Origin of the sequence: Hyphomicrobium sp. (assembly GCF_036780825.1) — a bacterium.
Classification (GTDB): Bacteria; Pseudomonadota; Alphaproteobacteria; order Rhizobiales; family Hyphomicrobiaceae; genus Hyphomicrobium_C.
On the sequence record NZ_DAIQCD010000008.1, the window covers coordinates 43,260 to 69,001 of the forward strand.

Below are 25,742 nucleotides of genomic sequence, written 5' to 3' on the forward strand. Positions count from 1 at the left end.
GGGATGATGGGCAAAGTCGCGCTCCTGGCTTGGGGGCTGCTCGGCTTGGCCGCCGGTGGCGCGATGCTGCCGGCCGCCGTAGCGCATGCGCGCGAGACCGTGCTGCCGGTGCCGCGCATCACCATCTATCCCGGCAACGTCATCACCGATGAGATGCTGATCGACAAAAGCTTCCGCAGCCAGAGCACGGATACGCGCGGGCTGGCGACGAACCGGGCGGCTCTCGTCGGCAAGGTGGCGCGCGGCACGCTGCTGCCCAACGTGCCGGTATCGTCAGGCGCGGTGCGCGAGCCGTTCGCGGTTCTTCAAGGGCAGCCCGCCGTCGTCATCTTCAAATCCGGCGCGCTGCTCATCTCCGCCACGGCGGTGCCACTGCAGCCGGGATCTTCCGGCGATGTGATCAGCCTGCGCAATACCGACAGCGGCACGACGATCCGCGGCACAGTGCAGCCCGACGGCACGGTCCGGGTGGGAATGCCATGAGCCGTTTTCCGGGCATGCTCCTGCTTCTCGCTCTTGTTGCCGCGGTGCCGGTTGGCTCGACGGCCTGGGCGGGCAGAGACGGCGCCGTACGGATCAAGGACATCACCGCGGTGCAGGGTGTGCGCGCCAACCAGCTCGTGGGATACGGCCTCGTGGTCGGCCTCAACGGAACCGGCGATAGCCTGCGCAACTCGCCGTTCACGGCGCAGTCGCTGCAATCGATGCTCGATCAGATGGGCGTCAACATCCGTCACGCAAACTCGCGGACCCGCAATATCGCGGCCGTTTTGGTGACGGCGGACCTGCCGCCGTTCGCGGGCGCCGGTTCGCGCATCGATGTGACCGTTTCATCGCTCGGCGATGCCACGTCGCTGGCCGGAGGCTCGCTCGTGATGACACCGCTTTCGGGGGCGGATGCGGCGATCTATGCGGTGGCGCAGGGGCCGGTGGCCGTCAGCGGGTTCTCGGTGCAGGGGCGCGCCGAATCGGTGAGCCAAAACGTGCCGACGACCGGACGTATTCCGAATGGTGCCCTCGTCGAGCGCGAGGTGGCCGGCGCCCTCGACGATGAAGCGACGCTGGTTCTCGAATTGCGGAACCCGGATTTCAGCACGGCGGTCCGCATCGCGGACACGATCAACGCCTTCGCACGCGAGCGCTATGGCCGCCGCGTGGCGCGCGAGCAGGATCTCAGGAGCGTCAGTCTTCAGAGGCCCTACAACGTGAGCGCCGCGCGCTTCCTGGCGGAGATCGGAGAGCTTTATACGGATGCCGACAGCCCGGCGCGCGTGGTGATCGATGAGCGGACGGGGACCGTCGTCATCGGCCGCGAGGTGCAGATCGCGACGGTTGCCGTGTCGCATGGCAACCTTACGGTGCGCATCACGGAAGGCGCCAACGTCTCGCAGCCGGAGCCGTTCTCGGATGGAGAGACGGTTGTCGTTCCCGAGACCTTCGTCTCGGTCAACCAGGAGGGCGCCAATCTCGCCATCATGGGCGGGACGAACCTCGAGACGCTGGTGCGCGGCCTCAACATGATGGGGCTCAAGCCCACCGGCATCATCGCCATCCTTCAGGCCATCAAGACATCCGGAGCTCTGCAGGCGGAGCTCGTAGTGCAATGACGCAAGCCGGCAGTGCACGGGAGAGAGGAGCGAGGCGGAGGCTCGGGCGTTTTAGCGTTACGATTGCCGTATTGGCTTTCGCTGGGCCGATGACGGTTTCGCCAGGCATGGCGCAGCAGGGCTGGACCCCAACGGTGGCAACTGCTCCGGGAGGGACGCTGCACGGGGATGTGCCCGGAGCGATGAACCGGGAGCCGACGAATATCGATCCGCGCTTCTTCCCCTCTCCGCGCGACACGGCCCCCCCGCCGCCGGTACGCAGCCCGCAGCCTCAAGCCGGCTGGTCTCCGGTCGAGACCGGCGCTTTGCCAGCGACTGATGCGCCAGCGCGGGCGGGAACGCCCGCCCCGGCGACCGCGCCCCGCGCTGCCGTGCCGCTTCCCGATCTTTCGCCGGTCCGGCCGACACAGCGTCCGGCGATGACGGCCGCTGCCCCCAAAGCGCAGGACGATGCGGGAGCTTCACCGGAAAGCAATGAGCGCGCGGGCGAGCCGATCTTCAAGAAGCCGGGGCCGCTGGATGCCCTGCCGCCGGACGCCAGCGAGGCCCAGCAATACTGCTTCAACACGGCCGATACTGCGGCGGATGCGCGCTTTGCGTGGCAGGCGAAGAAGATTCGCGAGATGGAGGCCGAGCTCGACAAGAAAGCGCGCAAGCTCGAGGCCAAGACCGAGGAATACAAGCAATGGCTCGCCAAGCGTGATGATTTCGCACGTAAGGCTCACGAAAAGCTCGTGGGGTTCTATGCGCGCATGCGGCCCGATGCGGCGGCTGAGCAGATCGCGACGATCGACGAGAGGATCGCCGCGGCTCTCGTAATGAAGCTCGAGACGAAGGTGGCCAGCCAGATCATGGCCGAGATGGACCCCGAACGCGCGGCCAAGATTGCCACCATCATCTCGGGGGCATCGAAATTGCCGCCCGCCAAGCGGAAGACTGCTGCGCAAGCCGGTGCCGAAGCTGCCGATGGGGCGCCGCAAGCCGGAGACGGCGGTTCGCCGTCCGGAGAGAGCATGCCCGCGGAAGGATCCGGGACATGAGACGGCAGAACATAGCGAAGCCAGGACAGCAGGAGACATCCGCTCTCTTGCGTGCTCCGCTGCTCGCAAGCGTGCTGGCCTTGCTCGTCTCGGCTGCGGGATGCGCGGTGAACCCCGGCGACATCAATCGGCCTCCCGCGCTGACGGCGGTGGGTTCGGGGCTTCTTGCCGACCGGGTTCCGCTGCCGGCGGAGCCTTCGCCGCAGCCTGCGTATCGGCCCGGCAACTCGATTTGGCAGGACGCGAGCGCCGATCTGTTCCGCGATCCGCGCGCGCGCAAGATCGGCGATGTGGTGACGGTCAAGATCTCGATCAAGGACAAGGCGACGCTCGACAACAATTCCAAGCGCTCGCGGGACGCGAAGTCGACCCTCAAGCCGAAGCTCGGCTATGATTTCCAGACGACCGGCGGGCTCGCACACCAGGGCGACCTTTCGGTCGATGCGCAAGTCGATGCCGAGACGTCGACCGATAGCAAGGGCGGGATTACGCGCTCGGAGAAGATCGAGCTTCTGATTGCAGCCGTGGTCACGGGTGTGCTGCCAAACGGCAACCTGATCATCAGCGGCAGCCAGGAGGTGCGCGTCAACTACGACGTGCGTGAACTCGGCGTCGCCGGCATCGTGCGCCCGCGCGATATCTCCACGGACAACACGATATCCTACGACAAGATCGCCGAGGCGCGCATCTCCTATGGTGGCCGCGGCCGCATCATGGAAGTGCAGCAGCCGGCAGTCGGGCAGCAACTCTTCGACCTGCTCACGCCGTTCTAAGGTCCGTTCGGAGAAGCGGGACCTCTGTCATGGCGGGAGCATGCAAACGAAGACCGGGCCGGGCGATGCAAATGACGACTCCGGCGGAGCCATGCGGGCTCTCGGCTTCGGGAGGAATTCTGGGGAGCTGAAACGTGGCCAGCGTCGATGCGCAAGAAGGAGGGAAGGCGGGCAGCCTAGTCGGGTTCGCGATCGTGACGGTGGTCGCGCTCGGTTTCGGCGCGGGCTTCGGGATGCTCATCTCCGATGAGCCAACGGCCGTGCAGGTGGAGAGCGACGTGGAAACGCCATCGGCAAAGGCGCGAAACAAGGCCGCCGCGGCCGTGCCGGCAACCTCGCGCCTGGTCGCCCTGCCGCCGCTCGTCGTCAATCTCGCGCAACCCCGAGATACCTGGATCCGGATCGAGGCATCGCTGCTTGTCGATCAGAAGGTTGAGGGCGCGGATGTTCTGGCGGCGCGGTTGGCGGAGGACTTCGTCGCCTATCTCAGGACCGCATCGCTGTCCCAGTTCGAAGGGCCGAGCGGCTTCCAGAACCTTCGAGAGGACCTCGTCGACAGAGCGATGATCCGCGGGCGCGAGCACATCAAGGACGTCATCATTCACGGGGTTGTGGTCGAATGAGGCGGCTTTCAGCTCTCTCGTTTCTCTTGGTTCTTCTGACGGTGGCGTGGCCTGCGGCGGCGCTCGCGCAGGGCTTCAATCTCGAAGCTCTTCTGCCGGCGGGCGAGCAGACCGTAACCGGGCGCATGGTGCAGCTCATCCTGCTGATCACCCTGCTGTCGGTGGCGCCGGGGCTCTTGATGATGGTGACCTGCTTCACGAGGTTCGTCATCGTGCTGGCGCTGCTCCGTTCCGGCCTCGGCCTGCAGACGACGCCCGCCAACATGATCCTGGTGAGCCTGGCGCTGTTCATGACCTTTTATGTCATGGCGCCCACCTTCGATCGGGTCTGGCAGAACGGCCTCAAGCCCTTCGCAGAGGACAAGATCAGCGAGGAGGAAGCCTATACGCAGATCACTCAGCCGCTGAGGGAGTTCATGCGCGCCAATGTGCGGCCGAAGGATCTCGAGCTGTTCGAAGAGCTGGCGGAGGAGCGGTTTGGCCCGCGCGCACCGGATGCGGAGATCGAGCTGCGCGTTCTTATTCCGGCGTTCATGATCTCCGAGCTGAGGCGGGGCTTCGAGATGGGTTTTCTCGTGGTGCTGCCATTTCTGGTCATCGACCTGATCGTGGCGACGCTCACCATGAGCATGGGCATGATGATGCTGCCACCAACCGTGATGAGCCTGCCCTTTAAGGTTTTGTTCTTTGTGCTGATCGACGGTTGGAATTTGCTGATCGGCGGGCTTGTGCGGTCGTTTCCGTAGTCATCGCACTGCAACTCTCATTTGCGAGATGCAGATACCTCGCTAAATTTCTTCGAAAACGGAGAAACCTGGCGAGTTCGGGCGCGAGCTTAACTCGCGATCAATATATCGCACCTATAGTTCCCAGAGTGGCAGAACGGCTTTTTGGGGGAGTACGCCCGAACGCGCTGCTGCGGTGTAGCGCGGCCACGAAGTCGGCCGTTATGGTGTAGCGTAAGGTAGTACACATGAGTAGCATCAACACGAACATCGCGTCCATGACCGCGCTGCAAGCCCTGCGGTCGACCAACGCGGATATGCTCCGGACCCAGAACCGCATTTCCAGCGGTCTTCGCGTCGCCGACGCCTCCGATAATGCGGCCTATTGGTCCATCGCAACGACGATGCGCGGTGATCACTCGTCCATTTCGACAGTCTCCGATGCACTCGGCCTCGGCTCGGCCACGGCAGAGATCGCTGCCAAGGGCATGGAAAGCGCGATCGACATCGCCGGCAAGATCAAGGACAAGCTGCTTGCGGCCCGCACGCCCGGCGTCGACCGGAGCAAGATCCAGAGCGAGATTTCGGAGCTCCAGGATTCCCTCAAGAGCGTCATCAACGGCGCGAGCTTCAATGGTCAGAACTGGCTCACGGGCGATAGCTCGACCGACACCGAGCGTTCGATCGTTTCTTCTTTCACGCGCAGCAGCGACGGCTCGATCTCGATCGGCACGATCACCGTAGATCTCGATGCCACGCGGCTCATGGACACCGCGAGTGCGGGCTCGGGCGGCAGCGTCAGCGGCATCCTCGACGAAACGGTATCGGTCGGTTCGGGCGGCTCGAGCGCGGGCACCGTCCTGACGCTTGATATCGGGGAGCTGACGGATAGCGCCGACGACCTGGCGCTGATCGAAGCCATGGTCAAGCACGTGGATACGGCGATCGGCAAGATGACCGATGCGGCGAGCAGCCTCGGCGCCGTGAAGACCCGCATCGATATTCAGAAGAATTTCGCCGATAGCATGAAGGCAGCTATCGACAAGGGCATCGGGCAACTCGTCGATGCCGACATGAACGAGGAATCGACGCGATTGCAGGCGCTGCAGGTCAAGCAGCAGCTCAGCATCCAGGCGCTCAGTATCGCCAACCAGGGCGCCCAGTCGATCCTGTCGCTCTTCCGATAAAAATCGTCGAACACTCCCGACGTTTCCGAGAGGCCGCATCCATCAGGGTGCGGCCTTTTTGCTTTTCTTCAGTTATTTTCGAAGCTTGCCTGAGGCTTTCCCCAAGCTTGCGAAGGGGACGGTGCATGAGCCTTCTGCCGCCCAACTTGGTGATTTTGGAACACACTTTAACGGTTCGGTAAGCAACACATCCTACTTTCTCTGCTGAAGCCCGACTCGGAGCGGGACAGACCAGTCGGATAGGGAATCCAGAACGATGGCCAGCAGTATCAATACCAACATCGCGGCCATGACCGCGTTGCAGAGCCTCAACCAGACCAACAAGGAGATGCTGGTCACCCAGAATCGCGTCTCGACGGGCTATAGGGTTGCAGACGCTTCCGACAACGCCGCCTACTGGTCCATCGCAACGACCATGCGCGGAGACCGCTCTTCTCTTTCGACGGTCCTCGACGCTCTCGGCCTTGGCTCGGCAACCGCGGAGATCGCGGCGAAGGGCATCGAGAGCGCCATCGAGGTGGCCGGCAAGCTCAAGGACAAGCTTCTCGCGGCCCGCACGCCGGGCGTGGATCGCACAAAGATCCAAAGCGAGATCAAGGAACTGCAGGATTCGCTCAAGAGCATCGTGAACGGCGCCACGTTCAACGGACAGAACTGGCTTACGGGTGACAGCGGCGCGAACACGACAACCCGCACGCTGGTGTCGTCCTTCTCGCGCGCGGCTGATGGATCGATCGAGATCGGCACCATCACCGTCGATCTCGATGACTTGCGCCTGATCGATACTGCCGGATCGTCGGGCAGCGTCAGCGGTATTCTCAATACATCGGTAACGAGCAGCTCAAGCGCCTCGAGTGCCTACACAGTTCTGACCTTGGACATCTCGGCGTTCACGGACGATACGGATGATCTTGCGGCCATCGTTCACATGATGGAGACGGTGGACACGGCCATCGATAAGATGACCGATGCAGCCACCAGCCTCGGTGCCGTGAAGACCCGCATCGATATTCAGAGGGATTTCGCAAAGAGCCTGATCGACGCCATCGATACGGGTGTCGGGCAACTCGTCGATGCGGATATGAACGAGGAATCGACGCGACTACAAGCACTGCAAGTGCGCCAGCAACTCGGCGTCCAAGCGCTCGGCATCGCCAACCAGTCAGCGCAGCAGATCCTGAGACTGTTCCAGTAAGTCTCCTTCTCAGCTGCCTTTTCGAGAAGGCCCGTAAATCCGGAAGGGTTTGCGGGCTTTTCTCTTTTTTGAGCGCGCGGGCTGCTGTCGCAGGCGCCATCCCTCCGTAATCCCCACACAAGGTTCGGCAGGAACAATGGCCTGCGAATCGGTGGAGGGGCGCTGTCATGAGCAGCTTGAATACCAACATTGCGGCCATGACCGCGCTGCAGACCCTGGCCCAGACCAACAAGGAGATGCTGGTCACCCAGAACCGTGTCTCGACCGGCCTCAAGGTGAGGGACGCCTCCGACAATGCCGCCTACTGGTCCATCGCGACGACGATGCGCAGCGACCGCGCGGCCGTCTCGACGGTTGAGGACGCGCTCGGGCTCGGCGCCGCCACCATCGAGGTGGCCGTCACCGCCATGAACAGCGCCATCGAGACCGTCACAAAGATCAAGGCTAAGCTGGTTGCAGCGCGCGCCCCGGGTCTCGACCGCGGGAAGATCCAGAGCGAGCTTGCAGAGCTTCAGGCGGAGCTCAGGAATACGGCCGGGTCTGCGGTCTTCTCGGGCGAGAATTGGCTCCAGGTCGATTCGACCGGCCCGACCCTGAAAACGATCGTCGCCTCGTTCTCCCGCGACAGCACGGGCAACATCACGATTGGGACCATCGAGGTCGATATCGGCGCTACGGGAACCATGCTGTTCGATATCGGTGGAACCAATCCGGCCAGCGCTACCGGCATTCTCGATACAGTTACGGACTATGTGCTCGCAAGTGGCACGAAATCATATTCGGTCGCCGGAGTCGGCACCGGCATCGACATCAGCGAAATTACGGACGATCCGACCGATCTGCTCGCACTCGAAGCCATGGTCGATGCCGTCGATGCCGCACTCGATCGAATGACCGACGCGGCGACCCTGCTCGGTGCGGCAAAGTCGCGAATCAGCCTGCAAAAGGACTTCGTCAACAAGCTCATGGATTCCATCGATATCGGCATCGGACAGCTGGTCGATGCAGACATGAACGAGGAATCGACCCGCTTGCAGGCCCTTCAGGTCCGCCAGCAGCTGGGCGTGCAGGCGCTTGGCATCGCCAACCAGTCGGCGCAGCAGATCCTGAGGCTCTTCCAGGGCTAGATCGAGCGCCATCTAATCTAAGCAGTCGCACGTGAGCGTGAGCGGCTCTCGTTCTTGAAGCCGTAAGCGCCCGGCTCTCACTCAATTGTCGCGGCGATTGGCTCTTTTAAACGTGGCGGCAATTTCCGCACAAGCTTGGTCACCCAGAATCGCCCGGGCATCATTCCAGGTGAAGCGTGCGAGGAATTGGGGCGGGAATGCTCGGGCTCGAACAACTGGAGAAACTCTGGAGCAACCTGCTCGCGCTCGGCTCGAGGCGGCTGGCCGCGCTTGGGCTCGTCGGGCTTGCCGTGTTCGCCTCTGTCGGCTTCGGCAGCTATTATCTCAGCCGCTCGGACTACGATACGCTTTATGCCGGCCTTAACGGGCAGGACGTCAGCCGCATAGGCGCCGTGCTCAGGGATGCGGGCATCGCCTTCGATATCAATGCGGAAGGCAGCCGCATCATGGTGCGGCGCGAGGAAACCGCGCAGGCTCGCATGCTGCTGGCGGAGAAGGGCCTGCCGTCGAGCTCGAGCGCGGGCTACGAACTCTTCGACAAGCTCGGGCCGATCGGCCTCACGTCGTTCATGCAGGAAGTGACGCGCGTGCGGGCCATCGAAGGAGAGCTGGCGCGCACGATCCAGGCAATGAAGGGCATCAAGGCGGCGCGCGTTCATATCGTGCTGCCGGAGACGGGCTCGTTCCGGCGCGGGCGCCAGCCGGCTTCCGCATCGGTGTTCGTCCGCACCGAGATGGCAGCCGACGCCTCTATGGCGCAGGCGATTCGGCATCTCGTCTCCGCAGCGGTGCCCGGCCTCACGATCGACGACATCAGCGTGCTCAACGCTGACGGCACCGTTCTCGCGTCGGCGGGGGATGCGAGCTCAACGGCTTCGAGCCGGAAGCTCGATCTCGAGCGGACGGTGAGCAAAGATCTCAGCGAGAACGTCCGGAAGACGCTTACGCCCTATCTCGGGCTCGAGAACTTCGAGGTCAACGTCGCCGCGATCCTCAACATCGACAAGCGTCAGATCAGCGAGACGACGTTCGATCCGGACTCACGCGTCGAACGCTCGCTGCGCGTCATCAAGGAAACCGGACGGCAGGAAAATACAGCCAGCCGTGCGCCGGTCGGCGTCGAGCAGAACGTGCCGGACCAGGGTGCGGAAGGCGCGGGTGGCGACCAATCCAGGCGCACCAGCGAGAAGCGCGAGGATCTTTCGAACTACGAGCTCAACACCAAAACGGTGTCGACGACGAGCGAGGGGTACCGCATCGAGGGCTTGACGATCGCCGTCGTCATCAACCGCAAGCGCTTGCTCGAGACCCTCGGAGAAACGGCGGCACCGGAGGCGATCCAGGCGAAGGTCAAGGAGATCGAGCGCCTGGCCAGCACGGCCGCCGGGTTCGACATCAAGCGCGGGGACCAGATCAGCGTCGAGGCGGTGGAGTTCGCAGAGCCGATGCGCGGCAGCGACGGCTTCGATAGCGCGAACCTGATGGGGCCGCTTCTTGGGCTGGCCACCGGGCTCATCAAGGCCCTCACCGTGCTGGGCCTCGTGTTCATCGTCGTCACCTACGGACTGCGGCCGGTCATACGGCTCCTGCTCGACCAGCGTGAGCCCCAGGTTGCGGGCGGCGCGCTCGATGCGGCCGATCCCGATGCGACGGACGAGGGGCCGCTCCTGACATCGAGCGAGGAAGGGGACGACGCGGCGCTCGAATCCTCGGCGACCGCAGAACTCCTCGGCATCAAGCGCGAGACGAACCTGATCGAGGACATCACCAACGACGTGATGCGTCTTTCGCAACGACGCCTTGAGCAGATGGTGACCCTCGATGAGGAGCAGGCAGCGAACATCCTCAAGCAGTGGATGAGGGAGCGGGCGGCATGAGCGCTCTTCCCGTCGCCCGCTATCTGAAGGAACTCTCCGGTGACGGGTCGCGCCGCAGCGAGCGTCTTTTTGCGCCGCCGGGTGTGGAGGATGCTGCCGACGTCGAGCTGCGCATCAGCGAAGCGCACGCGCGCGGTATGGCCGAGGGGCGGGCAGCGGCAGAAGCCGAGTTCGCGGCGGCCGCTGCGGCCCAGGCGGCAGGCTTCGAAGACAAGCTTGCAGCGGAGCGCGAGCGATGGGCCGTGGAGCAAGGCGCGGCCCTCGGCGAGACATGCGCCAGTGCGTTCGACGACATGGAGCGGCGCCTGGCGCACACACTGGGTGAGCTTCTGAAACCGGTGCTGTCTGAAAGCATTCGCAGCCGGGCCATGGATGAACTCGCAGCCGTGCTGCATGGCATGCTGTCCAAGGGGGAGTATGCGAAGGTCGTCGTCTCGGGGCCGCCCGACCTGCTGGCGACCATGGAGGCGCGGCTTGCTGGGAGCCATCCCGGGATGTCCTTCGTTCCGTCCGACGGCATGGATGTCTCGGTCAGCATCGATGAGACGATTCTCGAGACGCGGATCGCGGCCTGGATTGGCACGCTGACGGGAGAGGGCCAATGAGCAGCGACGACGACGCGCCGGCTCCCCATGAGGTTGTCATCGTCCGACGGCGTCGCGGCATGGGAGACGACGATCACCACGGCGGTGCCTGGAAGATCGCCTTCGCCGATCTGATGACGGCGATGATGGCGTTTTTTCTGGTGATGTGGCTGGTCAACGTTTCGGACAAGGAGAAGATCCAGCAGATCGCCACCTACTTCAATCCGCTGAAGCTCAATGCGAAGCGGCCGACCAGCAAGGGCGTGGAAGAGGAAGAGCTGCCGAGAGCGGCGCCGTCGGCGGCGGGTCCGGAAAGCCCAACAGCGCAGGGCGCTCAGCCGCACCGGATGAGCCGGAACGCGTCCGCGGATCCCGGAGGTGATGGAGATCTCGAAGAAGGTGCGGAACGCATAGCGGAGGAAGAGCTCTTCAACGATCCCTACGGCGTTCTGGCGCGCCTTGCGAGCGAGGCGTCCGTACAGTCGGAAGCGGCGACGGAGAGCCAGGACCGCCTCGCTGGCGGTAGCGATCGCTTCAGCAATCCGTTCGAGCCTTTCGCCGAACAGAGGGCGCCTCTCTCGGAGTCGCCGAGCGAGCATGAGCAGATGACGCTCGGCGGGCGGGAGGCGACGCTCGATCTCGAAAAACCGCTCGAAGCTCCGCCTGAAATCGCCGCCTCTGGCAAGGCGGACTCGTCCAATGCTGCCGAGGGCGATGAGGCGCAGTCGGAGAAGGCCCGCGAGCAAGTGCAGGCGATCAGTACGGAACTGAGCAAGGCACTCGGAGGTCTCAGCCTGGACCAGAAGCCGGCGATCGACGTGCGCCTGGTGAACGAGGGCGTTCTGATCGTCCTCACGGACGACTTCCGCTTCGGCATGTTTGCAAGCGCGTCGGCTGAACCGCGCCCCGAAACGGTCGTCGTGATGGAGAAGGTGGCGAAGGTGCTGGCCGGCCAGCAGGGCCAGATCGTCGTGCGTGGACATACGGACGCGCGGCCGTTCAGAACGGAGCGGAACAACAACTGGCGCCTCTCGATGGATCGCGCGCAAATGGCCTATTACATGCTCGCGCGGGGAGGCATCGCCGAGCAGCGTTTCGAAAGCATCGAAGGGCGCGCCGACCGCGATCTCAGGAATACCGCCGATCCGAACGCTGCCGAGAACCGCCGTATCGAAATCATGCTGAGGCCAGCGCCATGAAGATGGCTCGCGCGCTCGGGATGCTCAGTTTGCTCGCCGGTGTGAGCGTCGTGGCGGCGACGGCATGCGTGGCAGAGCCGCTGATCGCCGGCGGCGTCGGGCTCATCAACCTGGCGGCGGCAGAGGCGGAGCCCGCGGCGGCTGACGCAGCCCCGCCTCAGGCGCAGGACAAGGGCGAAGGGGAGAACTCACCCCCTCCGATCTGGCCGGAGATGCCGGCGGTCGAGCAAGATCAGCAACCCTATGTGCTGATCCGCTCGCTACGTGCGGTGCAGGACGAGGTGGCGGCGGGGAGCGCGGATGCCCACGGGCGCCAGCGCGATCTCATGCGCGCGCTTGGCGAAACGATGACGGCCTTGCCTATCGCCGTGTGGGACGATGTGCGCAACGTGCGGGCGGCGATCTTTTTCGTCCTTTCGGGAGGCGATCCTGCCGTTCTCCGGGCGGTGATGACGCGGCCGCGAACTCCCTATGTCGAGCGGCGGGCGCTGCGTGGCGCGCTGGCCTATGGCGAGGGGCGCGCGCTCGATGCGCTCGGCCTTCTGCAGCGGCTGGAGGCGCGAAAGCTCGATCCGCTGCTCGGTGGCATCGTGGCGCTCATTCAAGGCACGCTGATCACGAAGAAGGAACCGAAAAGAGCCATTCAGTTCTTCGACGAGGCGCGTCTTTTGTCGCCAGGGACGCTTGTCGAGGAAGCGGCACTGCGCCAACAGATCCTGCTTCTTGCGCGTGAGGGCGATCTCGATCGCTTCGATCATCTCGCCGAGCAATATTCCCGCCGCTTTCCGCGCTCGCTTTTTGCGCGCAGCTTCCGGCGGCAGTTTTTCGCGGGTGTCGCACGGCAGAACTTCAGGCGTGGCTCCGAGTGGATTTCGCGTACGGAAACCGAACTCATGAAGGTGCCGGTGTCAGAACGCATCGGCCTCTATCTCGCCATCGCTGAGGAGGCGACGAAAGGCGGCAACATCGACATCGCGCGTTTCGCCGCCGGTAAAGCGCGCGAGCTTGCGCACGCGGATAGCCGGTCGCTGCACCGTGCGAAGCTGTTCGAAGGAGCGGCGCTGGCGGCAACGAGCGATTTCGAGCAGGGCGTCGAGCTGCTCCGGGACATCGATCCCGAGAAAGTCAATGCATCCGACATGGAGATAAGGGATGCCGCGCTCTCGGTGGCGGGGGCCGTGGGACGCTGGCCCGCGGAGCCGGCAGCGCTCGAGGAGGCCGATCCGCCGTCCGTGGCGAGGGCGCAAGCATTGCTGGACAAGGTCGATTCGCTTCTCATGGAGGGGATGCAGTGAGCGCAGCACAGGCGTTATCATCGGGCATGCCGCCGCCGGCCAATCCCACGCGCTCGCCGTCGGGAGGCGCTTCGGCCGAGCGCGGTGACGCGTCGTTTCGCGATACGCTCGATATGGCATCGCGCTCGCGTGACGACGCTGGCTTGCAACGGTCGACGCCGGAAGGTGCACGCGGGCGCAAGGGGTCCGACGGCGGGACAAGGGCCGACGCGAGAGAGGAAAGCGGTGCATGTTCGAATGACGCCGCATCGCAGAAAGAGGCGGCGGCTGGCGCGGCTGAGCTTTCGTTCGTGCTGGCGAGGCTTGGCGGAGCGGACGCTAGCGAGAGCGGTACGGCGGAGCCTAGCGCGGCGGGTGACCGGGCAGCGGCACATGGCGCTCCGGGCCGTGCGGCGCAGGAAGATGGGCCTTGGCTCCCTGGCCAGACCAACGAGGTCGATCTGGAGCTCGACGGGGAGAAGATGCGCGAGCTTCTCGATGCCGGTCTTTCAAACCGGGGAGGGTCCGCCGAGCCGGATGCGATCACCCTCAAAGCCAAGGTTTCGAGGCAGGAGACGCACCTCGCTCTCGGCCTGCGCGCTCCGGATGCCTTGGCGAATGTTGCTGCAGAGGACGTGGCAGCGGCCCAGCGTGGGGCTCTCCCCTCGCAAGGCATCGAAGACGCGGCGCGGCCAGGGCGGACGCCAGGCGAAGGGCATGCCGTGGGGGCACGCGCCGAAGCCATTGCGGAGCGCTGGGGTGCGTCTGACATGGCGGAACAGGGTGGTGCTGGGCAGGGCGGACGGAATCCGGATGGTCAGGGGGCGTCCGGTTCCGGCACGCCGCACCAAGGGGGCGGCGTCTTTGCGGCGACGGGCGCCATGGCACAACGAGCGGACGCGGCGGTTGGCGATGCCGGTGCGGAGTTCGGCTACGATCCGGTGCAGGATCAGATCGCGGCCCGCGTACGCGACGTCCTCGGGGCTACCGGTCCGGATGGCGCATCGTCGGACGACGTGGTGAAGGTGCTCAACCTCGAGCTCAAGCCGGCGAACCTCGGCAGCGTCACGGTGCGGCTCGCACTCAAGGATAATGCGATCACGATCCACATCGAGGCCCAGCGGCCCGAAACGCTGGCGGCCATCGAGCGGGAACGCGAGGCGCTGGCTGGTGCCCTGGCATCGGCCGGGTATTCGGTCGAAGCGGTCACGGCCGCGCCGCTCAGCGACACGTCGAGGACGGCCGCGACCTTTGCGAACCACGGAGAGCCGGCCAATTCCTCGGGCGTCCATCGCGAGCAGCCAGGGCAACCGGGCCAAGGCCATGGCCTTGGCGGCTCATCGAGCGGGCAGGAGCGTTCCGGCGGGTCAGGATCCGGAAATGCGGCTCATTCCCGCGTGTCGGACGGTAAGGAAGCCGACAGCCCAGGTCTTCGCACGCAGGGCGGTGGCATCTATGTTTAAGATCTGGGGGGCCTCGACGAACGTGCGGGTCCGGTATGAGCGTGATTTATCTATCGACTGTTAGACGAACGGCGAGAGTGATGACTAGCACAGGACTTCTCGGGCCCTTCCGGCTTGCTTACGACGAGATCACGGGCGCGATCCAGAAGCCGGCTCCAGGTGCCTTCGTGCTCGGACACAAGGGACCGGACGGGCGCTTCTACGTCGGCTACGTGGGGCGGGCCGACGAGGATATCCGGGATAAGCTTCTCCAGCTCATCGGGTCCGGCAACCTGTTCAAGTTCAGAGTCACGCCGACCGGCGAAGAGGCGTTCCACGCGGAATGCGAGCTGTTTCATGCTTTCCAGCCGCCGGGGAACCGGATCCATCCCGACCGGCCGGCGGGCACTAATTGGGAATGCCCGAGGTGCCGTTTTTTTCGTCTTCAAGGGCGAGCATCGCCATGATGTCGGTCAGCGCGGCCTGATAGCCGTGATGCCAATAGGCTCGCTCCGGCGTATGGGCATCAAGATGACGCTGATCTACCTCGGTGTACGGTGCTTCCTCTTCAAGCCATTCACGGATGTTGTCACGGCGCTGGCGCAGCAATGCCGCTTTCGATGTCTCTGTCATGTTCGACCGACCCCGACCACTTCTTAATTCCGGCTGCCTCGTGCAGCAGCCGTCGTCCGTTGTAACTCCGGGCGCATTGCAGGCGGATTAGATCGCGACCTAAAAGTTGGCTCAAATTTTATGGATCTTTTCCGTGCCGGACGGGGACGGTAGGGAAGCACATGTGCCGGAATGAGACGCCCCGTTAAGAGCACGTTAACGCTTGATGGCGCGTTTAAGTGGAAGGGGGGAGCGGCTCTAGGTTCTTTGTTTGACCGTGCTGGTTCCCAATTCGGGGAGCGCTCTAGTAGATCTCGGGCAGGACGTCTGCCACGCGGCGCATACGGGGGGCGGCCGAGGCGGTCGCTTGATCAGGAGGCGATTTCTCGACGATCTCGATGGCGATCTGGCGGATCCAGCTATCGATGGTGCGCTCGGGATCACGGCCCAGAGCCACATCCTTGGCAACGGCGTTGGCGAGGCCGCGCGCGAGCGTTGCCGCCCTCGTCTCACCCAACGGGCGGGAGAGCTCTCCGAGAGCGGAAATTCTTGCGCGAAGCGTTACCGAAAGCTGCATGGCTGCACCAAACTGAAGACAGATCCATCTACGCAACTGTCGTGCCAAGAAACGCGGCCGGATGGCGGCAAGCTTTGCGCAAGGGCCGGGCGTTAACAAGCCAGACTGGAGGCTATCGGTCCCTGCCATGCACAGCTTTTATCTGGATGCCATTCGCAACTTCGAGGGATACACCCCGCAGGCGAGCTGGGATTATGCTCAGTTCTCGAACGGCTTCGGGACGCGGGCGCGATTCGCTGGCGAGGTGATCGACCGGGCCGAGGCGGAGCGGCGATTTCAGTCCGAGGTTTCAGCGGCCCGCACGATCGTCGAAAAAACGGCCGGGCATATGGACGAGGGCACCAAGGCCGCCCTCACCTCTCTTACCTACAACGCGGGAACGGCGTGGATTGGGAGCGGGCTCGGCGACGCGGTGCGGCGCGGCGATCTCGAAGCCGTGCGCGAAATTTTCGTCAAGTACAACAAGGCCGGCGGCGAGGTGCTGCCCGGTCTCGTCAGCCGGCGGGCGCAAGAAGCTCTGTGGATCGGTAACCCGGATGCGCAAGCACCGGATCACATGCCGTCTGCCGGGAGCGATGGGCTGCGTTCAGCCGCAGGTGCATCCGCACCGGCGGTGGCGGATGGTGACCGCAGCGCGCGGCAGGTGGCCGAGATCATCCGCGGACGCTCTCGCGAGAACCATGCTTCGGAAATGCCGGCGGGGAGAGAAGAGGACATCGCGCGGCCGCCAGTTCGGGGCACGCTGGACGGGACAGCGCGACAGGCGCTTGCCGCCTTGGTCGGCATTGAAGGCGTTCTTCCTGAGCGTGCCGCCGACATCGCCCGGCTGGCGCAGCTCGGACGGGGAAGCGCGCTCGCGCGTGCCGATGGCGATCGGCAAAATGGCGAGACGCGGCGCGTATAGGCTGCACCATCAGGCTTGATGTGAAGCTGCCTGCCGCTGACGAGATCCGCTCCCCGTTTAAATGAAAGCCGGGCAGCGGCTCTAAGCTTTTGTTTCTTCGTGCTTCTTACCGGACACTTTAACTTGCATGGCTTCGCCGTGACCGGTTCCCACTTTTCCGGAAGCACCCTCGTTATTTGAGCGAGCATCTTCACCCATTCGGGCGATCCGCCCGAATGGAATCTGCTCTAGAGCCGTTCCGCTTTACGTGGAATCGAGGAACGGCTCTAAGCTTTTGTTCGGTCGTGCTTCTTTTCGGAAAACCGGCTCCCACTTTTCCGAAAGCACTCTAGCCGAAGGTGCGGGCCCGGCTTGAGGCCGCCAAAGCGGCGGCGCCGAAGCCCGCCGGGAGCGCGGGTGAGGCTTGCTGCTCGAAGCGCGGCGGTGCGAAACGCGGTGTCTGGACATCGGCAGCGCTTCCACGCATGAACAGACCCCTTTGCTCCGGATGCGAAACCAGATCCGTCTTGAGGCCGATGAGGCTTTCGGATGCGCCGAGCGTCACGAAGCCATCGGGCGCGAGAACGCGTGTCATGCGGGCCAGGATGTCGGCCTTGCGGGCCGCATCGAAATAGATGAGCACGTTGCGGCAGAAGATGATGTCGAAGCGGCCGAGGGACGTGAAATCGGAGAGCAGGTTCAACTGGCGGAAGGTGACCTTCGAACGGATGTGGTCCGAAATCTGCCAGCTCTCGCCGATCTGGTTGAAGTGGCGCAGCAGCATGGGGGCCGGAAGGCCGCGCTGCACCTCGAACTGCGAGTAGATGCCCTTTCTCGCCTTCTCGAGCACCTGATCGGAGAGATCGGTGGCGACGATCTCGATCTTCCAGCCGGCAAGACGCGGCGAGAATTCGTCGAGGATCATCGCGAGCGAATAGGCTTCCTGGCCGGTCGAAGCGGCGGCGGACCAGATGCGCAAGCGCTTCTCGCCCTGGCGCGCGGCCATGAGGGCCGGCAACGTCACGTTGCGGAACTGATCGAAGGGGGCCTTGTCCCGGAAGAAATAGGTTTCGTTGATCGTCATCGCTTCGATGACGTCCTTGGCGATCTTGGCCGACTGCGGCTTGTTCAGCAGCGCCACGAGTTCGTCGAGACCGGACAGCCGCTCGCGGCGGATGATCGGCATGACACGGCTCTCAACCAGATACTTCTTGCTCTGGTCCATCACCAGACCGGAGTGGCGGCGCAGATATTCGCAAAGGGCGTCGAACGCTTGGGGCATGGTACGGACATCGCTATTTTAATGGTTGGGCCGATTGCGGAGCTGGCGCGCCCGCGAACCTCGCCGCGCAGGAGCGCGCGTTAGACCATTCCGATCTGCTCGAGCTTCGAGCGGATGATCTCCTGGTCGAACGGCTTCATGATGTATTCAGTGGCACCCGCCTCGAGTGCGGTCAGAATTTTGTCGCGGGTATTCTCGGTGGTGCAGAATACGACCTGCGGCGCCTCTCCACCCGGCATCTTGCGCAGCTTGCCGAGGAACTCGAGGCCGCTCATCACCGGCATGTTCCAATCCAGGAGGACGAGATCGGGCAGGGATGCCTCGCATTCGTCGAGCGCCTGGGCTCCATCCTTGGCTTCCGAAACCTCGAAATCCATGTTCTCGAGGATCTGCCTTGCGATCTTGCGGATGAAGGAGGAGTCATCCACGACGAGCGCTGTTTTCATGATACTCACCTTTACGCTTACACAGGCTTGATCCGGACAGAAATTGCACAGCCGCCTGGAGCCCGCCCCAAGCGGCTGCTGCCCTAACTCGAGAAATCGAACAGTGCCTCAATGCTGAGGGCGGGAACGAGAAGGCTCCCGACTTTGTAGAGGCCGGCCATGAACCGGGACCGGACCGGATCGAAGTGGGCCGGGATCGGCACCTTCATCGATGAATCGAGCGTGAGCACGTCGCCGACCTCGTCGACGATGAGCGCAAAGTTCTCGCCCTTGTGCTCGATGCCGATGGCCAGGGAATTATGCAGCTCATCGACCGGGATGCCGAGGCGGCGCCGTAAGCTCACAGCGGTCACGATCTTGCCGCGCAGATTTACGAGACCGACGATATCCGCCGGGCCGAGGGGGATCGGCGTCACGCTCGAGATGCGGAAGATGGTCTGCGTGTGCAGGACGGAGAGGCCGAAAGCCTCACCACCGGCGACGACGGTGAAGTAGCTTTCCTCTCCCGCGGTCGGGACGTCGGAGACCGACGGGACGGCGGCGGCAGCGCTCATCGTGCTCATGCGGCAAGCTCCATGTTCGCGGCCTTGGCCTCGGCTGCAGCGTCAAGGGCATGGGCCAGGATATCGAGCAGCGCATGGCGATCATGCTTGCTGACGAGGGAGACCAGCCCTGTGTCGGCGGCGAGGCGCATTGCGCGCGGCGTCGGGTTCTTGCTGACGCCGATGGCCGGGATGCGGGCCGCGTCGGGATGCTCCTTCCAGGCGCGCAGGAAACCGGGCGTCGATGCGGCGGCGTCGGTATCGATTATCACCGCGTCATAAGCCGATGCGTGGTTGATCAGCTCGCCGGCGCTCAAGGGCATTGCAGCCGCGTGAAGGGCATAGCCGGCGGCCGAAAGCGCGGGGCAAAGCATGTCGCGGACGATAAGATCGTCGGATGCGAACAGAACGCGTTGAGCGGTCGCCGCGGCGCTGCCGGCCGAGTCGGCCAAGCGCATGAAATGCGAGACGTCGATCAGCTCGACGGCCTCGCCACGGATCTCCGCGGAGCCGACCAGCTCGGAGTTGGCGCTGGCAAGCTGGATCTCGAGCTTCTCTTCGATGATGTCGACGATCTCGTCGGCCATGAGCCCGATGGCGCGTTGCTCAGTCGAGACCACGAGTACGGGGTAGGACGGCTTCGACATGTCGATCTCGTGAGAGATCGGTACGATCGGCATCAGGCGGCCCTGGAGAAGGACCATGGGGCGGCCGTCGGAGCTTTCGATACGGTCCGTCTCGACCATCTCGATACGCGAGACGAGCGACAGCGGCAGGACCTTGGGGGCGCCGGAGCCAGCCTTGAACATGATGAGACGGCGACGCTCGAGCGCGCCCTGATCGCGGGCCTCGACACGCTTCTTGTCGGTCGATTTTTCGATGCCGAGGTTGGCTGCAATGCCGGCTGGGTCGAGAATGAGAACGACGGAACCGTCGCCGAGAATGGTGTGGCCGCTGAAAACTTTGAGGTGCGCGAGAGAGGCGCTGAGCGGCTTGACGACGATCTCCTGGATGTCGGCGACGCCGTCCACGATGATGCAGAACGAATCCGTTCCGACCCGCATGACCACAGCGAGCTTTTCGCCTTCTTCAGGATCGGTCGAGCCGGAAAGACCCACCACATCGCGCAGCTCGACCGCGGGGATCACTTCCTCGCGCAGCTTGAGAACGAGCGCGTTCTGCACATTCTGAATGAGGTCCGCGTAGTTCTTGCCGAGGCTCACCGCCTCCACGACGGAGGTCTGCGGCAGAGCAAAGCGCTGGCCGGCGACCTCGATGATCAGCGCCGGCGCGATGGCGAGCGTCAGCGGAATGCGCAGCGAGAAGCGGCTGCCCTTGCCTTCCACAGAGGACAGCGAGATCGATCCGCCGATGCTTTCGATGTTGGAGCGCACGACGTCCATGCCGACGCCGCGGCCCGAGACGTTGGAGACGACCTGCGCGGTCGAGAAGCCAGGCTCGAAGATGTAGCGGTAGATCTCCTCGTTGCTCATGGTGCGGAGCTGCTGCTCGGTGGCGAGCCCCTGGCCCAGGATCTTCGCCTTGATCCGCTCGATGTCGAGGCCTTTGCCGTCGTCGGCGATGTCGATGGTGATCTGGCCTGCCTCATGGGCGGCGGAGACGCGGATCTCGCCGCGCTCGGGCTTGCCCTTGGCCAGGCGCTCGTCTGGCTTTTCGATGCCGTGGTCGGCGCAGTTGCGGATGAGGTGCGTCAGCGGATCGCGAATCACCTCGATGAGCTGGCGGTCGAGCTCAGTGTCGGCGCCGTCGGTGACGAGATCGATGCCCTTGCCGAGGCTCGTCGAGAGCTCGCGCACGAGGCGCGGCAGGTTGGCATAGAGACGGCCCACGGGCTGCATGCGGGCCCGCATCACGGCGTCTTGCAGGTCGCTCGTCAGCGTGGAGAGATGCTGGAGCGGGGTCTTGATGGCGTCGTCTTCGCGGTGGCGCGCGAGCTCCAGGAGCTGGTTGCGCGACAGCACCAGCTCGGAGACAAGCTGCATCATGCGCTCGATGGTGTCGACGGAGACGCGGATCGTTTCCTGATTGGTGGTCGGACTGGCCTGGACCTTGCCCTGTGAGGAGGCGGCCGGCTCCTGCGCCTTTGCCGGCGCGGGCTCAGGACTCGCCATGGCCTCGGGTGCGGCCGGCTGAAGAGCGGCGGGATCGGTGGCGGCCGGCGCTGCTATCTCAGGCTCGCCCGCGGTTGCGCTCTCCTGGGCGCTTGCCTCGGTTTCGTTATCCGTGGGCTCGGCAGGCTTAGCTTCTGCCGCGGCGGTGCCATCCGCATAGTAGGCTTCGAGCGCGTTGATGATCTCGCTGTCGTCGCCGGGCGGCTCACAGCCGTGCTGGCCGATTTCCTCGATGATCGTCTTGATCCGGTCGATGGCGGCAAGAATGATGCTGACGGAATGGGGTGTGGGAGGCGCGCCGTCGCGGAGCATGCCCATCACCGATTCGGCGGCGTGGCCGACGCGCTCGAGACGATCGAGGCCGAGGAAGCTCGACGTGCCTTTGATCGTGTGCACGAGGCGGAAGATGCTCGTGATCAACGAAGCGTCGCTCGGATTGCGCTCGAAATGCACGAGCTGCGTCTCCGCGCCCTCGATGTGCTCCGTCGTCTCGGTCAGAAAATCCCTTAGCAATTCATCCATGGCGTGACCCCCCTCGGTCTCCAGAGATCTTCGGTTGCTCGCTCACGCCACACAGGGAATGAGCCGGTCCGCCATGCCTTGCGGCGTTTCGGAGGGCTGTTCTCTTCCGTTGTTGACCAGATCCGACGCGCGGTTGAGCGCGCTCCGGATGGCGCACGAGGCGTTCTCGCAAAAGTCGGAGACACGCGAGGGATCGACCTCGCCATCGGGGCCGCGGTGGGCGCGGATGACATCGATGGAGGCCGTCGCCATGGCGTTGACGCCGTCGATGATGCTTTCGAAATCGCGGCGGAAGCCTTCGTCCAGGGTGTCGTAGATCTCGAGCGCGCGTTCGCTGCCGGGAAGAAGAGACTTCGCGAAATACTCGCGATAGGTCACGGGGCGCCACTCCAAAAGCTCGTCCAGCATCTCGGGGAGGAGCGTCGGCAGGTTCTCGATCAGGAGAAGAACCTCGTTGAAGTGGTTCAGGTAATCGTTGGCGATGCCCGACGCAGGGTTCACGAGGTTCGCGGCGCGCTCTTCCAAGGAGGTCGCGCTTTCGGATGCTACGCTCTCAACCGTTCCCATTTTTTTGCCGTCCGGGTTCAAGTTTCGTCGATAATTCGACGATACTCACTACCGCTAGCTAAAAATCTGTTACGATTTCTGCGAAAAGGACGATGCCTGAAAGTTCGCGCCCCGCCTTACTCCTGGAGGCGCCGCGCCGGTCGCCTTTGGAGGGGCAAGTGCGCTCGGATGCCGATACAATTTTGGCTGGCTCGAGAAGACACGCAACGTTTCAATCTTATTAAAGACTGTTTCACCGCTCGCCGGAGTCTCCGCCGTGCCGCTCGGCTCCGTCAGGGGGGCCCATCCTTGGAAACACTCGGTTAACGGGTCTGCGAGCCCGAGATCAGGTCGGCGACCAGTTCTTTCTCCCGATCGACCGGCTGCTCGATTACGAGAGCGAACTGGCCTTTCGATTGGGCCAAGCGGCACAAGAAGATGCGCTCGTCCTGGCATTCGAGCGGGATCAGGCTCTTGGTGTCCACGTTGAGCCGCAAAATATGCCCCGGCTCGAGCGCCGCAATCTGATCGAGGGTCATCTCGGGCCCTTCGAGAATGCCCTTGAGGAGCATATCCGAGGACGCGAGACCGTCCTGCATCTTCTTCTGCCACTCAGGGTCGACCGTGGTGCCGTCGAGCGCGCGCGTCCGCTCGAGCAGCTTGCGGATGGGATGCAGGGCCGCTTGCGGAATGATCATGAACATCCGCCCGCCGTTATCCAGAATCTGGAACAGGATCTGGACCGCAATGACGGGGATGTCGGTCTGGCCGAGAATCTGGAAATCGAGCTTAGTCTCGACTTTCTCCAGATCCAGGTCCACCGGCGTGATGGGATTGAGGAGAGCCTCGAGTTCAGAAACGACGATGTGGAACACGCTGCGGGCGAGACGCGCCTCCAGCGAGGTGAAGGGACGGTCGGATTCGAACGGCGGCATGCTGCCGTCGCCGCCGAACGCGGCGTCGATCAGAGAAAAGATGAAGCGGCGGTCGAGCCCGATGACGATCTTCGCGTCCCATTGGCGGCAATAGTAAATGCCGGCGATGCTGTCCTCATAGGACTCGAGAACGTCCCATGAGTTGCCGTTCTCCACCTGGTTGACGAAGAACGACGAGGGGACGTTGCAATAATCGCGGAAGCGCTCGGCGAGCGTCGTCACGAGACGCTCGAGCACGCCCTTCAGAACGTGTAGGCGCTCCACTTCGAGCTTGGGCGGCTCGAGGAGCTTGTCGGTTCCGGGCTGGGCGCCGGAGTCGCGAATGTCTGCGTAGTCCTCTCGCATCACTCATCATCCTCGTCGTCGGGATTGCCAACTTCGATGATGCCCTTCTCGATCATCTCCATGGCTGCATCGGCAATGGCGCGGCGGGCTTTCTGAATCTCCCGCGCAGACGGCTTCTTGCCCGTGGCCAGCTCCTGCTCGATCATGCGCCGCGCACGCCCGGGCGTGGCCTCGAGGATCAGCTCGATCATGCGCGGCTCGGCGCCGAACAGGGCCGCGATCGTACGGTCAGCCGGGACACCGTCGAACAGAGTGATCAGCGCCGGCTGCGACAGGCGCATGAGATCGTCGAAGGTGAAGAGGAGACTGCGTACGAGCTCGGCCTCTTTCGGGCGGTGCTGCTCGAGATCGGTAAGGATCTCGTCCATCTGCTTGCGCTCGAGCTTGTTGATGATGTCGGCCAAGCGCGCATGGATCGTCGGGCCGGTGTTCTTCGAACTCTTATAAAGAAGCTCCTCCTTGACCGCGCCTTCGAGGATCTGGATGGGCTTCTCGAGAACGATCTTGAGCGCCAGCATGCGCCGCATGATCTCGTTACGTACGGGGCCCGGCAGCATCTTGAGAGCGGCGGCGGCATAGTTCGGCGGTGTGCGCGAGAGCACGAGTGCCGAGACCTGCGGGTGCTCCTTGGCTAGGTACTGCGCGGTCGACAGCTCCGGCACCTCGCCAAGCTTGATCCAGATCGACTGCAGGGACTTCGAGCGCACCTGCGTCATGATCTCGGCGATCTGCTCAGGCGATACGACGCCCGCAAGCAGCGCTTCCACCTCGTGTGCCGTCGCGATCAGGTCGCCGCCGGTGCGCAGGTGTTGGCCAAATTCCTCGATGAGCGCGTCAAGGGTCTCTTTTGAGACGGCGCCCAGATCCGTTGCGGTCTGGGCGATCAGCTTGATGTCATCTTCATCGAAGTGCTTGAGGATGCGCGAAGCCACCTTCCTGTCCATGGACAGGAGGAGCGCGGCGACCTTTTTCGGACCAGTCAGCTCCGTTTCCGAAGAGTCGTCGCCCCGGGTCAATCGTCTCTCGGCCTGCGCCTGGGTCATCGGTCTCTCAAGGTGCCATCGTGGGAGGCATCATTGCCGTGCTCCCTTGCGAGAAGGCGGGCTCACATCGCCGCCACCGTGATACGCCACGCTTCGCTACACTCGGGCAGCGCATATTCATGCGCGGGAAACCAAGCTCTGGAGCGCCTTCCGATCCGATTGCATCGCACCAGACGCTCCCGCTCTTTGATGAGACCGATGATCACGTTTCGGACGGATAGGCTCCGAAGCGATCATGGTCTAGAGCCGTGCCAGCTTAAGCGGATTCGAGAGCGGCTCTAAGCTTTTGTTTCTTCGTGCTTCTTCTCAGAAATCCGGGCCCCGCTTTTTCGGAGGTCCCTTAGGCTTCTCCGATTTGCCTTGAGCGAAGCTTGAGATTGGCCGTGCGCTACAACTCTATGCCGTGCGCCAGCGGCATTCCGTTTTTAGGCGAAGCGGAGAACGGCCCTAAGTCCCGCAAAGCGATCAGCTAAAGCGCTGCCAAGTCACGGTGACCTTGGTGCCGATGGGCACGCGAGGGTAGAGGTCCAGAACATCCTCATTGTACATGCGGATGCAACCCTTCGAGGCGGCCGTGCCGATCGTCCATGGCGCGTCGGTGCCGTGGATGCGATAGGCGGAGCTGCCGAGATAGAGCGCGCGCACGCCCAGCGGATTCATGGGATGGCCGCCCGGCACCCAGCGGGGCAGGCGCGGATTTTCGCGCAGCATCGACGGCGTCGGCGACCAGGATGGGTTCACCCGCTTGTTCGATACGTTGGTGACGCCCTGCCAGCGGCTCTGCTCGCGCGGCACGGCGATCGGATAGCTGATCGCCTCGCCCTTCCGGTGAATCCAATAGAGCTGCCTATCGCCAAACGAGACGATGATCTGCCCGGGCGCGTATTTCGAACTGAAGGGAACGACGGAGCGCGAACCGCCGCTCCACAGGAAGGAGAAGAGATCCTGTGCCGAGGCTTTTGGCGGGACCAAGCTGCAAAACGCCGTCAGCAGCAGAGCCGCCAGAGTGAAACGCCCGGCAAAATAACGCTCGATGGTCATGCGAGAGCCCCCCTGATATTCCAGCCTGCGCCGGCCAAATCATCTGGGCTCGCTCAGGGCGCAGCGCTTCGGGAGAGCCGCTCCGGTTGACGTGGAATCGAGGAACGGCTCTGAATTTTAGTTCGATCAAGTTGCACGCGTTGGGAGACGAACGCAAGTTCGCGCGCGCCCGTGATTGGACTT

25 protein-coding genes are annotated in these 25,742 nt (G+C 63.7%); 15 read left to right on the plus strand and 10 right to left on the minus strand.

Going from position 1 to position 25,742, the window contains the following annotated elements:
• Positions 1 to 3: 3 nt before the first annotated feature.
• The 14 genes from flgA (at position 4) to V7P99_RS05635 (ending at position 14,674) form a co-directional block, all read left to right on the plus strand.
• Entirely contained in the window at positions 4 to 483 is a 480-nt protein-coding gene (gene flgA / locus V7P99_RS05570; protein ID WP_333793798.1) for a flagellar basal body P-ring formation chaperone FlgA, read from the plus strand.
• A complete protein-coding gene (flgI, locus tag V7P99_RS05575; protein WP_333793799.1) occupies positions 480 to 1,607 on the plus strand; it encodes a flagellar basal body P-ring protein FlgI in 1,128 nt (375 codons plus the stop codon). The genes flgA and flgI overlap by 4 nt, the downstream gene beginning before the upstream one ends.
• An 89-nt stretch (positions 1,608 to 1,696) precedes the next feature.
• Positions 1,697 to 2,647 (plus strand): MotE family protein, encoded by a 951-nt coding sequence (locus V7P99_RS05580; protein WP_333793800.1) that lies wholly within the window; start codon positions 1,697 to 1,699, stop codon positions 2,645 to 2,647.
• On the plus strand, positions 2,644 to 3,420 hold the full coding sequence (gene flgH / locus V7P99_RS05585) for a flagellar basal body L-ring protein FlgH (RefSeq protein WP_333793801.1): 777 nt from the start codon (positions 2,644 to 2,646) through the stop codon (positions 3,418 to 3,420). The genes V7P99_RS05580 and flgH overlap by 4 nt, the downstream gene beginning before the upstream one ends.
• Positions 3,421 to 3,554: 134 nt before the next feature.
• Positions 3,555 to 4,043, plus strand: coding sequence for a flagellar basal body-associated FliL family protein (locus V7P99_RS05590; protein ID WP_333793802.1), 489 nt, complete (start codon positions 3,555 to 3,557; stop codon positions 4,041 to 4,043).
• Positions 4,040 to 4,789, plus strand: a complete 750-nt coding sequence (fliP, locus tag V7P99_RS05595) for a flagellar type III secretion system pore protein FliP (RefSeq protein ID WP_333793803.1) — start codon at positions 4,040 to 4,042, stop codon at positions 4,787 to 4,789. Before V7P99_RS05590 ends, fliP begins: the two co-directional genes overlap by 4 nt.
• A 227-nt stretch (positions 4,790 to 5,016) precedes the next feature.
• Positions 5,017 to 5,955: a flagellin N-terminal helical domain-containing protein gene (locus V7P99_RS05600; RefSeq protein WP_333793804.1), complete on the plus strand. Its 939-nt coding sequence runs from the start codon at positions 5,017 to 5,019 to the stop codon at positions 5,953 to 5,955.
• Between the two features lie 256 nt (positions 5,956 to 6,211).
• Positions 6,212 to 7,150 carry a flagellin N-terminal helical domain-containing protein gene (locus V7P99_RS05605; RefSeq protein ID WP_333793805.1) on the plus strand — a complete coding sequence of 313 codons (939 nt, stop codon included), beginning with the start codon at positions 6,212 to 6,214 and terminating at the stop codon, positions 7,148 to 7,150.
• Between the two features lie 167 nt (positions 7,151 to 7,317).
• Positions 7,318 to 8,277 carry a flagellin N-terminal helical domain-containing protein gene (locus V7P99_RS05610; RefSeq protein ID WP_333793806.1) on the plus strand — a complete coding sequence of 320 codons (960 nt, stop codon included), beginning with the start codon at positions 7,318 to 7,320 and terminating at the stop codon, positions 8,275 to 8,277.
• A gap of 197 nt (positions 8,278 to 8,474) precedes the next feature.
• Positions 8,475 to 10,154 carry a flagellar basal-body MS-ring/collar protein FliF gene (gene fliF / locus V7P99_RS05615; RefSeq protein WP_333793807.1) on the plus strand — a complete coding sequence of 560 codons (1,680 nt, stop codon included), beginning with the start codon at positions 8,475 to 8,477 and terminating at the stop codon, positions 10,152 to 10,154.
• The gene (locus V7P99_RS05620) at positions 10,151 to 10,759 is read left to right on the plus strand and encodes a hypothetical protein (protein ID WP_333793808.1); all 609 of its coding nucleotides are present in this window, start codon (positions 10,151 to 10,153) and stop codon (positions 10,757 to 10,759) included. The genes fliF and V7P99_RS05620 overlap by 4 nt, the downstream gene beginning before the upstream one ends.
• Entirely contained in the window at positions 10,756 to 11,937 is a 1,182-nt protein-coding gene (locus tag V7P99_RS05625; protein ID WP_333793809.1) for a flagellar motor protein MotB, read from the plus strand. The genes V7P99_RS05620 and V7P99_RS05625 overlap by 4 nt, the downstream gene beginning before the upstream one ends.
• The gene (locus V7P99_RS05630) at positions 11,934 to 13,232 is read left to right on the plus strand and encodes a hypothetical protein (RefSeq protein WP_333793810.1); all 1,299 of its coding nucleotides are present in this window, start codon (positions 11,934 to 11,936) and stop codon (positions 13,230 to 13,232) included. The genes V7P99_RS05625 and V7P99_RS05630 overlap by 4 nt, the downstream gene beginning before the upstream one ends.
• Entirely contained in the window at positions 13,229 to 14,674 is a 1,446-nt protein-coding gene (locus V7P99_RS05635; RefSeq protein WP_333793811.1) for a flagellar hook-length control protein FliK, read from the plus strand. Before V7P99_RS05630 ends, V7P99_RS05635 begins: the two co-directional genes overlap by 4 nt.
• Positions 14,675 to 15,061: 387 nt before the next feature.
• Here the strand turns inward: V7P99_RS05635 and V7P99_RS05640 are convergent, their stop codons facing one another.
• Both V7P99_RS05640 and V7P99_RS05645 read right to left on the minus strand, forming a co-directional pair.
• On the minus strand, positions 15,062 to 15,286 hold the full coding sequence (locus V7P99_RS05640) for a hypothetical protein (protein WP_333793812.1): 225 nt from the start codon (positions 15,284 to 15,286) through the stop codon (positions 15,062 to 15,064).
• Positions 15,287 to 15,569: 283 nt separating this feature from the next.
• Positions 15,570 to 15,782, minus strand: a complete 213-nt coding sequence (locus V7P99_RS05645; RefSeq protein ID WP_333793813.1) for a hypothetical protein — start codon at positions 15,780 to 15,782, stop codon at positions 15,570 to 15,572.
• Positions 15,783 to 15,969: 187 nt separating this feature from the next.
• Between V7P99_RS05645 and V7P99_RS05650 the strand changes: the two genes are divergently transcribed.
• Positions 15,970 to 16,746, plus strand: a complete 777-nt coding sequence (locus tag V7P99_RS05650; RefSeq protein ID WP_333793814.1) for a lysozyme — start codon at positions 15,970 to 15,972, stop codon at positions 16,744 to 16,746.
• A 328-nt stretch (positions 16,747 to 17,074) separates the two neighbouring features.
• On the opposite strand, the gene V7P99_RS05655 is transcribed toward V7P99_RS05650, so the two are convergent.
• The 8 genes from V7P99_RS05655 to V7P99_RS05690 form a co-directional block, all read right to left on the minus strand.
• On the minus strand, positions 17,075 to 18,007 hold the full coding sequence (locus tag V7P99_RS05655) for a CheR family methyltransferase (protein WP_333793815.1): 933 nt from the start codon (positions 18,005 to 18,007) through the stop codon (positions 17,075 to 17,077).
• A gap of 80 nt (positions 18,008 to 18,087) precedes the next feature.
• Complete coding sequence (locus tag V7P99_RS05660; protein WP_333793816.1) at positions 18,088 to 18,453, minus strand: response regulator; 366 nt, start codon at positions 18,451 to 18,453, stop codon at positions 18,088 to 18,090.
• Between the two features lie 83 nt (positions 18,454 to 18,536).
• On the minus strand, positions 18,537 to 19,016 hold the full coding sequence (locus V7P99_RS05665) for a chemotaxis protein CheW (protein WP_333793817.1): 480 nt from the start codon (positions 19,014 to 19,016) through the stop codon (positions 18,537 to 18,539).
• The gene (locus tag V7P99_RS05670; protein WP_333793818.1) at positions 19,013 to 21,649 is read right to left on the minus strand and encodes a chemotaxis protein CheA; all 2,637 of its coding nucleotides are present in this window, start codon (positions 21,647 to 21,649) and stop codon (positions 19,013 to 19,015) included. The genes V7P99_RS05665 and V7P99_RS05670 overlap by 4 nt, the downstream gene beginning before the upstream one ends.
• Positions 21,650 to 21,691: 42 nt before the next feature.
• Complete coding sequence (locus V7P99_RS05675; RefSeq protein WP_333793819.1) at positions 21,692 to 22,216, minus strand: hypothetical protein; 525 nt, start codon at positions 22,214 to 22,216, stop codon at positions 21,692 to 21,694.
• A gap of 302 nt (positions 22,217 to 22,518) precedes the next feature.
• Positions 22,519 to 23,475: a flagellar motor switch protein FliM gene (locus V7P99_RS05680; protein ID WP_333793820.1), complete on the minus strand. Its 957-nt coding sequence runs from the start codon at positions 23,473 to 23,475 to the stop codon at positions 22,519 to 22,521.
• On the minus strand, positions 23,475 to 24,518 hold the full coding sequence (locus tag V7P99_RS05685) for a flagellar motor switch protein FliG (RefSeq protein WP_333793821.1): 1,044 nt from the start codon (positions 24,516 to 24,518) through the stop codon (positions 23,475 to 23,477). Before V7P99_RS05685 ends, V7P99_RS05680 begins: the two co-directional genes overlap by 1 nt.
• 465 nt (positions 24,519 to 24,983) lie before the next feature.
• On the minus strand, positions 24,984 to 25,559 hold the full coding sequence (locus tag V7P99_RS05690; RefSeq protein ID WP_333793822.1) for a L,D-transpeptidase: 576 nt from the start codon (positions 25,557 to 25,559) through the stop codon (positions 24,984 to 24,986).
• Positions 25,560 to 25,742: the final 183 nt, after the last annotated feature.

What these genes read in the sequence shown, in the direction of transcription:
- flgA (WP_333793798.1), top strand. Translation starts at nt 4, where the DNA reads ATGATGGGCAAAGTCGCGCTCCTGGCTTGGGGGCTGCTCGGCTTGGCC.
- fliP (WP_333793803.1), top strand. Translation starts at nt 4,040, where the DNA reads ATGAGGCGGCTTTCAGCTCTCTCGTTTCTCTTGGTTCTTCTGACGGTG.
- V7P99_RS05685 (WP_333793821.1), bottom strand. Translation starts at nt 24,518, where the DNA reads ATGACCCAGGCGCAGGCCGAGAGACGATTGACCCGGGGCGACGACTCT.
- V7P99_RS05620 (WP_333793808.1), top strand. Translation starts at nt 10,151, where the DNA reads ATGAGCGCTCTTCCCGTCGCCCGCTATCTGAAGGAACTCTCCGGTGAC.
- V7P99_RS05640 (WP_333793812.1), bottom strand. Translation starts at nt 15,286, where the DNA reads ATGACAGAGACATCGAAAGCGGCATTGCTGCGCCAGCGCCGTGACAAC.
- V7P99_RS05690 (WP_333793822.1), bottom strand. Translation starts at nt 25,559, where the DNA reads ATGACCATCGAGCGTTATTTTGCCGGGCGTTTCACTCTGGCGGCTCTG.
- V7P99_RS05630 (WP_333793810.1), top strand. Translation starts at nt 11,934, where the DNA reads ATGAAGATGGCTCGCGCGCTCGGGATGCTCAGTTTGCTCGCCGGTGTG.
- V7P99_RS05665 (WP_333793817.1), bottom strand. Translation starts at nt 19,016, where the DNA reads ATGAGCACGATGAGCGCTGCCGCCGCCGTCCCGTCGGTCTCCGACGTC.
- V7P99_RS05680 (WP_333793820.1), bottom strand. Translation starts at nt 23,475, where the DNA reads ATGCGAGAGGACTACGCAGACATTCGCGACTCCGGCGCCCAGCCCGGA.
- V7P99_RS05605 (WP_333793805.1), top strand. Translation starts at nt 6,212, where the DNA reads ATGGCCAGCAGTATCAATACCAACATCGCGGCCATGACCGCGTTGCAG.
- V7P99_RS05600 (WP_333793804.1), top strand. Translation starts at nt 5,017, where the DNA reads ATGAGTAGCATCAACACGAACATCGCGTCCATGACCGCGCTGCAAGCC.
- fliF (WP_333793807.1), top strand. Translation starts at nt 8,475, where the DNA reads ATGCTCGGGCTCGAACAACTGGAGAAACTCTGGAGCAACCTGCTCGCG.
- V7P99_RS05580 (WP_333793800.1), top strand. Translation starts at nt 1,697, where the DNA reads ATGACGGTTTCGCCAGGCATGGCGCAGCAGGGCTGGACCCCAACGGTG.
- V7P99_RS05650 (WP_333793814.1), top strand. Translation starts at nt 15,970, where the DNA reads ATGCACAGCTTTTATCTGGATGCCATTCGCAACTTCGAGGGATACACC.
- flgI (WP_333793799.1), top strand. Translation starts at nt 480, where the DNA reads ATGAGCCGTTTTCCGGGCATGCTCCTGCTTCTCGCTCTTGTTGCCGCG.
- flgH (WP_333793801.1), top strand. Translation starts at nt 2,644, where the DNA reads ATGAGACGGCAGAACATAGCGAAGCCAGGACAGCAGGAGACATCCGCT.
- V7P99_RS05610 (WP_333793806.1), top strand. Translation starts at nt 7,318, where the DNA reads ATGAGCAGCTTGAATACCAACATTGCGGCCATGACCGCGCTGCAGACC.
- V7P99_RS05655 (WP_333793815.1), bottom strand. Translation starts at nt 18,007, where the DNA reads ATGCCCCAAGCGTTCGACGCCCTTTGCGAATATCTGCGCCGCCACTCC.
- V7P99_RS05625 (WP_333793809.1), top strand. Translation starts at nt 10,756, where the DNA reads ATGAGCAGCGACGACGACGCGCCGGCTCCCCATGAGGTTGTCATCGTC.
- V7P99_RS05670 (WP_333793818.1), bottom strand. Translation starts at nt 21,649, where the DNA reads ATGGATGAATTGCTAAGGGATTTTCTGACCGAGACGACGGAGCACATC.
- V7P99_RS05675 (WP_333793819.1), bottom strand. Translation starts at nt 22,216, where the DNA reads ATGGGAACGGTTGAGAGCGTAGCATCCGAAAGCGCGACCTCCTTGGAA.
- V7P99_RS05660 (WP_333793816.1), bottom strand. Translation starts at nt 18,453, where the DNA reads ATGAAAACAGCGCTCGTCGTGGATGACTCCTCCTTCATCCGCAAGATC.